Origin of the sequence: Streptomonospora alba, from assembly GCF_000826685.1 — a bacterium.
Classification (GTDB): domain Bacteria; phylum Actinomycetota; class Actinomycetes; order Streptosporangiales; family Streptosporangiaceae; genus Streptomonospora; species Streptomonospora alba.
Genome location: NZ_JROO01000005.1, coordinates 135,267 through 147,691 on the forward strand (window position 1 = coordinate 135,267; position 12,425 = coordinate 147,691).

Here is a 12,425-nt window from a genome sequence, read left to right on the forward strand (position 1 = left end):
AAACTGGCGGCCGGATATCAGCGAAGGAGGCAAGGCCCATGGAGGAGGGGTTCACCGCAGCACTGCGTTCGCTGGTCGAGGCGGAGTCGCCGTCATCGGACCTGCTCGCGGTCGAGACGTGCGGGGACCGCCTGGCCGCTGTCGGCGAGTCGATCGTCGGCGCGGCACCGGAGCGCATCCCGCTGCCGGGCGGTCCCTCGGCGCTGGTGTGGCGCCGGGGAGAAGCGAACGCACCGGGACGGGTGCTGCTGCTGGGCCACCGGGACACCGTGTGGCCGCTGGGCACGACCCAGAAGCGCCCGTTGTCCCTTGAGGACGGCCGGATCCGCGGACCCGGCGTCTTCGACATGAAGGCGGGCCTGCTCGTGGGGCTGTACGCCCTGGCGCGGCTGGATCCGCACGTTCCGGTGACACTCCTGGTCACCGGCGACGAGGAGATCGGGTCGGAGTCAAGCCGCGAACTGATCGAGGCCGAGGCGCGGAGCTGCCAGGCTGTACTCGTGCTCGAAGGGGCGGCCGAGGGCGGCGCACTGAAGCGCGCCCGCAAGGGGTGGTCGATCTACACGCTGCGCTGCCGGGGCCGCTCGGCCCACGCCGGGCTGGAGCCGCACAAGGGCGCCAACGCCCTGGTGCGCATGGCCGAGCTCGTCGCCGAGGCGCAGCGGCTCAACGCCCCCGACCGCGGGCTGACCGTCACCCCGACACTGGCGCAGGCGGGACAGACCGTGAACACGGTGCCCGACCACGCCGAACTCCACCTGGATGTGCGCGCCGCCTGCTCCACCGACCAGTGGAGCGTCGACGACCGCATCCGCGCCATGGCGGATGCTCCCTCCGAAATCGAGGTGGCGGTCGAGGGCGGGCGCAACAGACCGCCGATGGAGGAGGGCGCGGCGACGGCGCTGCTGGAGCGGGCCGCCCGCCACGCCCGTGAGCTGGGCGAGCGGCCGTTGGAGTCGGCGGCCGTGGGCGGCATCTCCGACGCCAACCTCTGCGCCGCCCTGGGGATACCCACCCTGGACGGCCTGGGCGCTGTGGGCGGCGGGCCGCACGCCGAACACGAGTGGGTGGACCTCGACGCCACCCTGCACCGGATTCCGCTGGTCTCGGCTCTGGTGGACGGCCTCGCCGAACACCCGCTTCCGGGACCCTGAAGGGATGTGAGAGCCAAATGCCCGACACCGGACCCCCCGTCCGCGACGCCGGATTCGAGGAGGACCCGCGCTACCGCACGGCCAAGCGGGAACTCGCCATCGCACTGGCCTACTGGGTCGCGTTCACCGTGGCCGTCACCGCGACGGCCTGGCTTCTGGGCGGCGGCAAGACCGCCGACGAGCTGACCTTCGTGCTGGGCTTCCCTGCCTGGTTCTTCTGGTCCGTGCCGGTGACCTGCCTGGTCTTCTCCGGCATCGCCTACGTGCTCGTCCGCCGCTTCTTCACCGACGTCCCCCTTTCCGCCGACGGCGACGCCGGCGGGCCCGAAGAAAGGTAGTCGCCAATGCGCTGGGGCATCCTCATCCCGATCCTGCTGTATGCCGCCGTGCTCCTGGTGATCGCCTGGTGGAGCTTCCAGCGGCGCCGGGCCGTCTCCGAGGGCCACAAGACCGAGCACTACTACATGGGCGGGCGCTCGCTGGGCTGGATGATGCTGATGTTCACGCTGCTGGCCAGCGGGGCCAGCGCGGGGACCTTCATCGGCGGTCCGGGCCTCGTCTACGGCGAGGGCTACGGCTGGATCCTGGTCTCGATCTTCCAGGTGCCCACGGCTTTCATCGCGCTGGCGGTACTCGGCAAGAAATGGGCCATCGTCGGGCGCAAGCTGGGGGCGCTGTCGATCGTGGACATGCTGCGCCACCGCTACGAGAACCCGGTCGTGGTCGTCATCAGCTCGCTGGGCATCGTGGTGTTCCTGACCGCCTACATGGTGCCGCAGTTCGTCGGCGGCACCCGGCTGCTGGAGGCGGCCACCGGCGCCGATTACAGGGTGGTGCTGATCTGCCTGGCGGTGATCGTCGCGATTTACACGACCTTCGGCGGCTTCCTCGCCGACGCGACGAGCGACGTGCTCCAGGGCATCATCATGCTCGTGGGCGCCGTGGTGGTGTGGGTGGCGCTGCTCAGCGCTGCCGGCGGCATGGGCGCCGTCAACGAGCAGGTCATGAGTACTGCACCGGAGTTGTTCACGCTGCCCGGGCCCGCCGGGTTCACCCCGCAGATGATCGCCTCCTACTCGCTGCAGCTGGGCCTGATGTTCGGCGTCCTGCCCCATCTGGCCGTGCGGGCGATGAGCTACCGCGACTCCCGCTCGGTGCACACCGCGATGAAGGTCGGCCCGCTGGTGATGACCGTCATCACCCTGGGCTTTCTGACCATGGGCATGATGGCGCGCTACTACCGCCCCGACATGGAGGTCGGCGACCTGGCGCTGCCGACGACGATCGTCGAGGTGCTGCCCGCGGGCGTCGCCGGTGTGCTCTTCGCGGCTCCGCTGGCCGCGGTGATGTCCACGGTCGACGCGATGATCCTGGTCGTCGCCGGCACCATCATCCGCGACCTCTACATCGCCTACGTCAATCCGCGCATCAGCGACGGGCGCACCTCGGCGATCACCTCGGCGACCACGCTGGGGCTGACGGCGCTGGTCCTCGTGCTGGCCCTGAACCCGCCCGACTACCTGGAGCTGCTGGTCATCTACGCCATCGGCGGTCTGGAGACGGCGTTCTTCTTCCCCCTGGTGCTGGGGCTGTACTGGAAGCGCGCCAACGCGCTGGGCGCCGGCCTGGGGATGGCCGGCGGGATGGTCTGGTACACGGTCGTCAACAACTGGGCGCCCGAGCTGGCCCTGGGCATGTTCCCGATCGCGACGTCCTCGGCCGTCGCCCTGGCGCTGTTCCTGCTGGGCAGTTACGTGGGGCCGCCGCCGCGGCGCGAGGTGCTGGTGAAGTTCTGGGGCACCCAGGCAGAGATCGACAAGCTGGGCGACGCCGTGCACCCCGTTCGCTGAGCGGTCTCGTATCCCGCACCTGGTCGAGGTGCTTCAGGACACCCCCTCGGCCGGTGTTCGGGGGCGTGGCGTTCCCTCTCGCGCCCCCGAACACCGGATCCCGGCTCCCGCCCGGCCCTGCCGGGCGGGAGCCGCCGCATGCCATGCCCGTGACTCGGCCGCCGCTGGCTGAGGCGGGCCCGTCGCACCGGCGCCTGCGGGCGGCGGTTGGCCGCCGGACGCGCGGGTAGCGGCGCGCCGACCGTAATCGTCGCCGCGCGGGTGCGCCGCAAAGGCGAAGGAGGGTGAGCATGAGTCGGCCGTCGCAGGACACGGTCCCCGACGCCACGCGGGGCGCCGCACGCATCGTCGCGGGGATCGCGGCAGCGGTCTTTCTGCTCGTGGGGGTCCTGGGGTTCGTCCCGTTCGCGACCGCCGACTACGGCACGCTGGCGTGGGCGGGACCGGAGTCCCATGCGCTGCTGCTCGGCGTGTTCCGCGTGTCGGTACTGCACAACGTCGTGCACCTGCTGTTCGGCCTGGCCGGACTGGCGGCCGCCGCCTTTCCCGCCGCGGCACGCGGGTACCTGTTCGGCGGCGGCGCCGTGTACCTGGTGCTGTGCGTCTACGGCATGGTCGTCGCCCCGGACTCCGCGGCCAACATCGTGCCGGTCAACGCGGCCGACAACTGGCTGCACCTGATTCTGGGGGTCGGCATGATCGGGCTCGGGTTCGTGGTCAAGCCCGGCCGAGGGCTGCGGCCCTAGCCGGGCGCGGTCGTGCGGCGGGACGCTTTGCGACCGTGCAACCGGCGCCTCAGCGCGGCGGTGCCTGCTCGGCGAGCCGCGTGGCGATGCGGCGGGAGCGTGCGGCCAGCAGGCCGACCACGGTGGCCAGGGTCCCGCCGACGACGGTCACCGCAGCGGTGGCCAGCGGTGTGGCGTCCTCGGACGAGGTCATCAGCAGATCGACGTTGAGCTGCTGATTGATCCACAGGGCGACCGTCAGCACCGTGGCGATGACCCCGACGGACCACCACGACACGACGCGGACGTTGACCCAGCGCCCGGTCAGCACTCCCGCGGCCAGGCGCAGCAGGACGGCGATCGCGCCGCCCACCAGCACGATTCCCAGCGGGTTGTAGCGCAGCGACATGGCCAGGTCGCCGCCCATGGCCGCCCACACCGCGCGGGTCGCGCCGCAGGTGGGCATCATGAAGCCCATGTAATGCAGCGGGCTGTGCAGGTCGACGGGCGGCAGGCCGAACACCGCCATCGCCGCACCCGCGGCCAGCCCGGCCACGGCCAGGAAGGTCACCACGCGGTGGCGGTCGCGGTCCTCGGTGCGCAGCCGGATCGGCAGCGCCCAGGCGGCCGCGCGGCCGGGCGCCTCGGGTTCACTCGTGCTCATCGCTCCATTATCGCCCGAAGCCGGAGGCGACGCGCCACCGCCGCCCGCCCTCGCCCCGGACCCAGGCGCTAGGCGACCGGGCTTCCCCCCGTCGATCTTGTACCTACGGTCACATGTGATCGCTCACAATGACCGTAGGTACAAGATCGACGCTGATGCGTAGAGCCGGGGCCGGGCGCCACCGCCGCTGGTCCGACGACGGCACCTGGCGCGCATCACCGACCGGCTGCGCATCGCACGACAAGCGGGCCGCGGTCTATGACGGCACGGTCCGACTCGCCGCGATCCGGATCCGGCTGCGCGACCTCACCCGCTCGAAACAGGACCTAGACGCCTTCCGGCCGATGCGCGGGGCCCGGCGCGGTGCCGCCCGCCGCTTCGCCTCCGGCGGTCCCGGGCGGATGGGCGGGCGCGAAAGCGGGCAGGCCCCGAGCGGCGGCGGTGACGGCGGCGCGCACGAATTCGCCCATGCCGCCGTCGGGGGACGGCTCGTCGGTGAAGCGGTGGCGGGCCTGCTCCTCGGCGGCCAGGCGCAGGGCGGCGTTCAGACTCGCCGCCTGGACACGCACCGCCAGATCGCCGGTGTCGGCTCCGGTTCGCTCGGCGACGATCTCGGCGAAGACGGATTCGGCGGCGTGGTGCACCTCCAGCCACACGGCCTGCAACCCGGGCTCGCGGGCGGTCATCCAGATGAGGTCGGCCACCGGGCCCTCGGCCAGGCGGTCGCCGTCGGCGAAGACGCCTTCGCGTTCCAGGTGGTCCAGCAGCGCGGTGTCGCGCGGGCAGGAGCGCAGCCGTTCGGCCATCAGGTCCAGGCCGGCGGTGAGCAGCGGCCGCACGCAGCTCTCCTTGCTGGGAAAGTACCGCCACAGGGTGCGGGTGGAGATCCCCAACTCGCCGGCGATGTCCTCCCCGGTCGTACCGGCGACGCCCTTCTCGATGAACAGGGCTACGGCGGCGCGGGCGATCTCCATGCGGACGACGGCCTTGCGGCGGTCGGACATCGGCGGGCGGCCCCGGCCGGAGGCGCCGGCGGCGTCGGAGGGCATCGCTCGCTCACCGCTCCTTTCAGGCACTCGGGCAGGGCGGACGGAAGCCGAACCGATCCTACCCGGCGGTGGCGTCGACTGCCTAAATGTCGCTCGATGACATAAAATCGGGGCGGCAGACCGGCAGACCGGCAGACCGGCAGACCGGCAGACCGGCAGACCGGCAGACCGGCAGACCGGCAGACAGGCAGACCGGCAGACCGGCAGACCGGCAGACCGGCAGACAGGCAGACCGGCGGCGCAGCGCCGCAGCGGCGAGGGCGCCCAGCGCCCACCAGGGAAGGAAGCACCGTGAGCGAGTCAGGCCTGAGCGGCGAGAACGCGATCGTGACCGGAGGCGGCTCGGGCATCGGCCGCGCGACAGCACTGAGGCTGGCGGGTGAGGGCGCCGGCGTGCTGGTCGCCGACATCGACGAGGAGACCGCGCAGAGCGCGGCCGAGGAGATCCGCTCCTACGGCGGCACCGCTGAGGTCGTCGCCGGCGACCTCAGCGACCAGCAGGTCGTCGACCGGGTCGCCGCCACCGCCGCCGAGCGCCTGGGCTCCGTCGACGTGCTGGTCAACAACGCCGGAATCATGGACGACATGTCGGCCGCCGCCGACGTCGGCGACGCCGTGTGGGAGCGGCTGATCCGCATCAACCTGACCGCTCCGTTCCTGCTCACCCGTGCTGTGCTGCCGCACATGCTCGGCCGAGGCAGGGGCTCGATCGTGTTCACCGCATCGGAGGCCTCCCTGCGCGGAAGCGCGGCGGGAGCCGCCTACACCGCCGCCAAGCACGGCATCGTGGGGTTGGTGAAGTCGACCGCGCTCATGTACCGCGACCAGGGCGTGCGCGTCAACGCCGTGGCCCCCGGCGGCACGGCCACCAACATCGACATCGGTACCCCCCAGGCCCCGCACGGCCCGACGGTGCTCGGCGACTACGGCCGCAACATCGGCCGCATCTCCCGGGCCGACGAGGTCGCCGCCGCGATCGTGTTCCTCGCCTCCGACGCCGCCGACGCCATCAGCGGAACCGTCCTTCCCGTGGACAACGGGTGGTCGGCGGTCTGACCCGCGGGCCCGGCCGCGGCGTTCCGTGCCGCACGAAGCCTGCCGGCGGCGGGGCTCACGCGCCGGTGCTTCCCTCACCCAGTGCCAGGCGCCCCGTGAGGATCTCGCGGGCCACCGCCGAAATCCGCATGTCGTTGGCGAACGCGTAGCCCCGCAAGCGGGCCAGCGCGTCGTCCAGGTTGGTCCGCAGCTGCACCGAGAGCATGCCCGTGGCCTGGTACACCTCGATGTGGTAGTCCTGCGCGAGCCTGGCGGCGCCGTCCACGGGGTCACCGGATTCGCCGCGCTGGTAGGGCTCCAGCAGCAGCAGGGCGGCGGTGTCGGCGAACACGAACGCGTCGCCGGCCTCCTCCTCCGTGAGCTCCCGGGCCTCGTGGCGGTAAGCCTCCAGTGTGCCGATGGCGACGGCGCCGAACCGCAGCGGGAAGGAGAACACGGCGCCGACCCCCAAGCCGGCCGCCGCGGGAGTGAACACCGGCCACCGCGCTGTCGCCGAACGCAGATCGCAGGCCAGAGCCGGCGCGCCGGTACCGAACGACTCCAGCCCCGGCCCCTCGCCGAGCATGAACTGCAGTTCCTCCAGCTGCCGGCTCAGCGCACCGGTGGAGCCCGCGATCTCCCGGGCGGTCTCGCTGGCGATCAGTGTCACGGCGACGCCGTCGGCCGCCAGGACGCGACCCGCCGTGGCACACACCAGGCCGATGGAGATGCCGCCGCCGACGGTGCGCGCCTCCTCGGCGAGGAGGCTCCAGACTCGGGAGGGGGGCTCAGAATCCACCGACGAACGCCGCCTCCTCCCGCTCTACCGGGCCGCCGTGCCTCGGCCTGTGGGCGCGGTCGCACGTCGGTCCCCCGCGCGGGGCGAGCAGGGACCGCAGCGCACGCGGAGCCGGCCGTTGCGGCCTACGCATAGCCGTGTTTCCCATCTCCAGCTCGCGGCCAGTGATCCTTCCCCATTATCGCCGACGTGTCGCATGGATGCGTAGCCGACTGCCGTGCCGGTGCAGCAGCACGCCGGCACGGGGGCGGGAACCGCCCGCTGCGGGACCGGGAGCGGGAAGCGCGTCTCCGGTCCTCTGCAGGGAGCGGGACGGCGGTTAGGCTGGGAGGTGCCGTGTATCGACCGTGAGGGCGACCGCGCAGTCCGCGCTCCGGACCGGTGACGCGACGTACGCACGCATCACCGAGTCCGCAGGAGCTTGAGCCGTGCCCTTCAACGCATTGGCCGATATACCTGCCGTCATCGCACGCGCACTGGGTGAGGCCGACGGATGCGGCCTCACCCTGGTCCATGACGACCGCACGGTCCCCCTCTCCTGCACCTCCGCTACCGCCGCGGCCAACGACGCGTCCCAGCACGCCATCGGCGCCGGCCCCTGTCTGGAGGCCCTGGAGACGCAGGTCCAGGTGGAGTCCCGCGACCTGGCCGCCGAGCTCCGGTGGGGCGAGTACCCGCGTATCGCGGTGGATCTGGGGCTGCGCTCGGTGCTGGCCATGCCGCTCAGGAGCGGCATGGGCGTGCTCACCCTGTACTCGGCCAAGCCCGACGGCTTCAGCCAGGACGGCCGACGCGGCGCCGCCGAGTTCGCCGAGATCGTGGGCAAGACGGCCGAGGCCGCCGCGCGCGTCGACGCCGGCTCCGACACCGCCCAGCGGCTGCGCACGGCCCTGCGCCGCAGCTCCGACACCGAGCAGGCGGTCGGCGTTCTGATGGCCCGGCACGGGCTCGGCCGCGCCGAGGCCTTCGACGCCCTGCTGCGCACCGGCCGCGAGCGGGGCGAGAGCGTCCACGCCGCAGTCGAGCGGGTCCTCGACGGTTCACGGCGCCGAGAACCGTAACGGGTCGGCAGCGCCCGGGCGGCGGCCGGGCGGCAGAAGGCCGGGAGCAGGTACTCGGCGGAGGAGGGCCGGACGCTAGGGTGGGCGCGTCCATGCGGCGGGTGTTCGGCGAAGGGTCGGTCAATGGATGCGCAGGCCGGCGGGCGGGCCCCCGCCGTTCCGTTCCAGGAGCGGTTCCTGGAGGACTACGCGGTCGGCGAGGTCGTCGACTGCGGCGAGATCGCGGTATCGGAGGACGAGATCGTCGAGTTCGCCGGACGGTACGATCCGCAGCCCTTCCACATCGACCCGGACGCCGCTGCGGAGGGCCCCTTCGGCGGACTGATCGCCAGCGGGTGGCACACCACGGCCCTGATGATGCGGCTGTATGTCGAGCACTACCTCTCCCCCAGGGCGAGCCTGGGCGGGCCGGGCGTGGACGAGCTGCGCTGGACCGAGCCCGTGCGCCCGGGCGACACCCTGAGTATGCGCGCCGGGGTCGTGGAGAGCCGCCCGTCGTCCTCCAAGCCCGACCGCGGGCTGCTGCGCACCCGCGTCGAGCTGTTCAACCAGCACGGGCGGAAGGTCTTCCACGCCGTCGTGCTGAACATGCTCCGCACCCGGCCCCGGTAGCCGGTGACCGGTACGGCGTGCCCGGGCGCGCGCCGGCGCTGCGGGCCGCCACTGTGCCGGCGCTGCACGGAGCCGCTTCCGCGCCGCGATCACACCAGCCAGCGCCCGCCGCTCATCAGGTCGCGCTCGGCCAGCTCGTCGACCTCGCGCCAAGCCCGGATGCACTGCGGCCGGACGCGGAAGTAGAGGTTGCCGCCCGAATCGCGGGGGTCGAACCCGGTCTTGGCGGCGAAGGCGTCCAGCGTCTCGACCGTCAGATCCTCGGCCGTGAGAGCCTGTGCCTCGCCCTCGACGAGCACTACGTCGCGCGTCCGGCCGATGCCGATCCGGACCCGCGCCGAGGAGCGCAGGTTGCGCCCGGTGGGGCTCGCGGCGGTGGTGGCCAGCAGCAGCGCCGCGCCGTCCCACATGAAGGACAGGGGGATCAGGTGGGGCATGCCGCCGGCGTCTCCGGCGGTGGCCACCCAGGCGTCGACGTCGGATTCGAGCCGCGCGAGGGTGTCGAGCTTGCGCTGGGAACGCGATCGGGGCGGTACCGCAGGGGGTGTCGTCATGGCGTACCGGCTCCTCGCCAGGGACGGATATCGGGAGTCGACGCATACTACGGCGCCGCGCGCCCCCGCGGTCGAGGCCTCCTGTGCTGCCGGGCAGCACAGGAGGCCCAGGAGAAGACGCGGCCCCTCGGCCGCTCGCCCGATCGGCCGGGGCACTCAGCCGGTGCCGAGCATGCCGTGCGGGTCCAGGACGTACTTGCGGGCGGCACCCTGGTCGAACTCCCGGTATCCGCGCGGGGCCTCCTCCAGACCGATGGGCGTGGCGTTGACCGCCTTGGCGATCTCCACCCGGTCGTGCAGGATCGCCATCATCAACTGGCGGTGGTACTTCATCACCGGGCACTGCCCGGTGAAGAACGCGTGCGACTTGGCCCAGCCCAGGCCGAAGCGGATGGACAGCGAGCCCTCCTTCGCCGCCTCGTCGGGGGCGCCCGGGTCACCGGTGACATACAGCCCCGGAATGCCGAGCGATCCTCCGGCGTCGGTGACGTCCATCAGCGTGTTGAGCACCGTGGCCGGCTGCTCCCGGGCTGCGTCGGCACCGTGGCCGCGTGCCTCGAAGCCCACCGCGTCTACGCCGGCGTCCACCGCGGGCACGCCCAGCAGTTCCTCGATCCGATCGCGCGGGTCCTGCTCGGAGACGTCCACGGTCTCGCAGCCGATGCTGCGCGCCTGCTCCAGGCGCTGCTTCTGCACGTCGGCGACGATGACGACGGCTGCGCCGAGCAGGCGGGCCGAGGCCGCCGCAGCGAGCCCGACAGGCCCGGCTCCGGCGATGTAGACGGTGGAACCGACGCCCACGCCCGCGGTGACGCAGCCGTGGAAGCCGGTGGGGAAGATGTCGGAGAGCATGGTCAGATCCAGCATCTTGTCCATGGCCTGCTGCTTGTCAGGGAAGCGCAGGGCGTTGAAGTCGGCGTAGGGCACCAGGGCGTAGCGCGCCTGGCCGCCGACCCAGCCGCCCATGTCGACGTAGCCGTAGGCCGAGCCGGGCCGATCGGGGTTGACGTTGAGGCAGATGCCGGTGCGGCGGGCCTTGCAGTTGCGACACCGGCCGCAGGCGATGTTGAAGGGCACCGATACGAGGTCGCCGACATCGAGGAACTCGACGTCGCGCCCCTTCTCCACGACCTCGCCGGTGATCTCGTGACCGAGTACCAGTCCTTCGGGTGCTGTGGTGCGGCCGCGGACCATGTGCTGGTCGCTGCCGCAGATGTTGGTCGCCACGACCTTGAGGATGACGCCGTGGTTCACCTGGCGCCCCACGTTCGCCGGGTTCACGCCGGGGCCGTCCTTGAGGACGAACTCCGGATAGTCGATGTCGACGAGTTCCACGCGGCCCGGGCCTGCGTAGGCGACGCCCCTGTTCTCAGCCATAACTCCCCCACGGTCATGATCTGGATCACATTTGCGTTCGCCGACTGTGCTACCCCGGCGGAGCACCGCCGATGCCCGCCGGAGGCGCCGGCCTCCCCGCGAGCACGCGGCGGCCGAAGCACACGGGCGGACCGCGCCCGCGCCTGGACCGGTGCCGCGGCTCCGGCAGGGCGCAGCGGGGCTGAGCTGAACGGACTCCCCGCACCCCGAGCCGGTGACCGGCATACCGCTGCGGTGAATTCGGATGGCGTCTGCGTGAAGTCCCGCCGACACGCCGAGGAATGGCACGCTCAGCACACGGACGAGCCCTTGCAGTAGTCACCGGGATTCGGCTACGTTTACCGCGCCATTGCGAGCGGGATTTCCACGCGCGAGCGACTTCCGGTCGTGCGCGCCGTTCGCGCGATGTGCGCGGAACCCCGGCGCTCACTCGTGCGGACGGGCGCCTGACCGGCCCGCACGGAGAAACCGCTCGCCGTCGGCCGAGAATCCCGAATCGCACCCGCCTCCTTTGCCCGCCCTGCCCTCATCGGCTCGTTCCTCGGTTCCCCGCTCCCCCTCGACGAATTCGACGACGCACGCCACGCAGATCGGAAACCCCTGCATGAGCATTCTCACCAGGGGCGGAGGACGCCTGTCCGCCGCCCTTTCTTCGATTTCCCGGAGAACCCGCGGTCCCATTCCCTCCCCGGCCGGCGGCACCGCCCGATATCCCGACTTCGGCCGGACTCGCGGCCGGCGGTCGCCGCGCCGCCTCCGCGGTAGGCCCGCATCGCTCGCCCTCGCCGGCGCGGCGGCGCTGGCCCTCCTGGTGCCCGCCTCCCCCGCGTTCGCCGATCCGCCGGGAGCGCTCCCCTCCAGCGTCGCCCCGCCCGACGGCAGGTGGCAGCCCGCCTTCGACTACGACACCGACGGCTGCTACCCCACACCCGCCGTCGGCGCCGACGGAACCGTGGCCACCGGGCTGAACACCTCCGGCGCGCTCAACGGCAGTTGCCGCGACAGCTGGGATCTGGACAACACCAACTCCTACGCGCGCGCCAAGTGCGACCCGAGCGGCTGGTGCGCCTACATGTACGCGCTGTACTTCGAGAAGGACCAGACGCTCCCCGGCTGCTGCGGGCACCGCCACGATCTTGAGCACGTCGTCGTGTGGGTGGAGGACGGCGAGGCGCGCTATGTCTCGGCCTCGGCCCACGGCGACTACGACACCCGCGCCGCCTCCGAGGTGCGCTGGGAGGGCACCCACGCCAAGATCGTCTACCACAAGGACGGGCTGAGCACCCACGCCTTCCGCTTCGCCGCCGACCACGACGACCCGCCGGAGAACCACGGCGGAGCATGGCAGTACCCGGACCTGGTGAGTTGGAACGAGTTCCCTCCGGGTATCCGCGAGGCGCTCGTGGCGGCCGACTTCGGCAGTGCCCGGCTCGCCCTCAAGGACGGAAACTTCGAGGCCGACCTGGAGAAGGCCAAGCCCGCAGGGATCGAGTTCGACCCCTACGCCTGACCGGACCGTCCTCGCCGCCGGTGCCCGCGCGGTCC

Annotated in this window: 13 protein-coding genes; 8 read left to right on the forward strand and 5 right to left on the reverse strand. The window is 72.1% G+C overall.

The genetic code is table 11. The annotated features are described in order from the left end of the window. The first annotated feature begins 38 nt into the window (after positions 1-38). From LP52_RS02825 to LP52_RS02840, 4 genes are all read left to right on the forward strand, one after another. Complete coding sequence (locus LP52_RS02825) at positions 39-1,154, forward strand: M20 family metallopeptidase (protein ID WP_052809353.1); 1,116 nt, start codon at positions 39-41, stop codon at positions 1,152-1,154. A 17-nt stretch (positions 1,155-1,171) separates the two neighbouring features. Next, a complete protein-coding gene (locus LP52_RS02830; protein ID WP_040270483.1) occupies positions 1,172-1,492 on the forward strand; it encodes a YhdT family protein in 321 nt (106 codons plus the stop codon). A 6-nt stretch (positions 1,493-1,498) separates the two neighbouring features. Beyond that, on the forward strand, positions 1,499-3,004 hold the full coding sequence (gene panF, locus LP52_RS02835) for a sodium/pantothenate symporter (RefSeq protein WP_040270484.1): 1,506 nt from the start codon (positions 1,499-1,501) through the stop codon (positions 3,002-3,004). Positions 3,005-3,294: 290 nt separating this feature from the next. Beyond that, on the forward strand, positions 3,295-3,750 hold the full coding sequence (locus tag LP52_RS02840; RefSeq protein ID WP_084722822.1) for a DUF4383 domain-containing protein: 456 nt from the start codon (positions 3,295-3,297) through the stop codon (positions 3,748-3,750). A 49-nt stretch (positions 3,751-3,799) separates the two neighbouring features. On the opposite strand, the gene LP52_RS02845 is transcribed toward LP52_RS02840, so the two are convergent. After that, a complete protein-coding gene (locus LP52_RS02845) occupies positions 3,800-4,393 on the reverse strand; it encodes a DUF2752 domain-containing protein (protein ID WP_052809354.1) in 594 nt (197 codons plus the stop codon). 326 nt (positions 4,394-4,719) lie between these two features. Further along, a complete protein-coding gene (locus LP52_RS02850) occupies positions 4,720-5,397 on the reverse strand; it encodes a TetR/AcrR family transcriptional regulator (RefSeq protein WP_157036173.1) in 678 nt (225 codons plus the stop codon). 336 nt (positions 5,398-5,733) lie between these two features. Between LP52_RS02850 and LP52_RS02855 the strand changes: the two genes are divergently transcribed. After that, positions 5,734-6,498 carry an SDR family NAD(P)-dependent oxidoreductase gene (locus LP52_RS02855; protein ID WP_040270485.1) on the forward strand — a complete coding sequence of 255 codons (765 nt, stop codon included), beginning with the start codon at positions 5,734-5,736 and terminating at the stop codon, positions 6,496-6,498. A gap of 55 nt (positions 6,499-6,553) precedes the next feature. Here LP52_RS02855 and LP52_RS02860 read toward each other — a convergent pair whose 3' ends face one another. Then, a complete protein-coding gene (locus LP52_RS02860) occupies positions 6,554-7,276 on the reverse strand; it encodes a GAF domain-containing protein (protein ID WP_052809355.1) in 723 nt (240 codons plus the stop codon). Between the two features lie 428 nt (positions 7,277-7,704). On the opposite strand from LP52_RS02860, the gene LP52_RS02865 reads away from it, so the two are divergent. Together LP52_RS02865 and LP52_RS02870 are read left to right on the forward strand one after the other, a co-directional pair. Next, a complete protein-coding gene (locus tag LP52_RS02865; RefSeq protein WP_040270486.1) occupies positions 7,705-8,337 on the forward strand; it encodes a GAF and ANTAR domain-containing protein in 633 nt (210 codons plus the stop codon). Positions 8,338-8,460: 123 nt separating this feature from the next. Next, entirely contained in the window at positions 8,461-8,949 is a 489-nt protein-coding gene (locus LP52_RS02870) for a MaoC family dehydratase (RefSeq protein WP_040270487.1), read from the forward strand. An 89-nt stretch (positions 8,950-9,038) separates the two neighbouring features. Here LP52_RS02870 and LP52_RS02875 read toward each other — a convergent pair whose 3' ends face one another. Beyond that, a complete protein-coding gene (locus tag LP52_RS02875; protein WP_040270489.1) occupies positions 9,039-9,503 on the reverse strand; it encodes a pyridoxamine 5'-phosphate oxidase family protein in 465 nt (154 codons plus the stop codon). A gap of 156 nt (positions 9,504-9,659) precedes the next feature. Beyond that, complete coding sequence (fdhA, locus tag LP52_RS02880; RefSeq protein ID WP_040270492.1) at positions 9,660-10,880, reverse strand: formaldehyde dehydrogenase, glutathione-independent; 1,221 nt, start codon at positions 10,878-10,880, stop codon at positions 9,660-9,662. A gap of 811 nt (positions 10,881-11,691) precedes the next feature. Here fdhA and LP52_RS02885 point away from each other — a divergent pair. Then, complete coding sequence (locus tag LP52_RS02885; RefSeq protein ID WP_238580704.1) at positions 11,692-12,390, forward strand: NPP1 family protein; 699 nt, start codon at positions 11,692-11,694, stop codon at positions 12,388-12,390. The last annotated feature ends 35 nt before the right edge of the window (positions 12,391-12,425 follow it).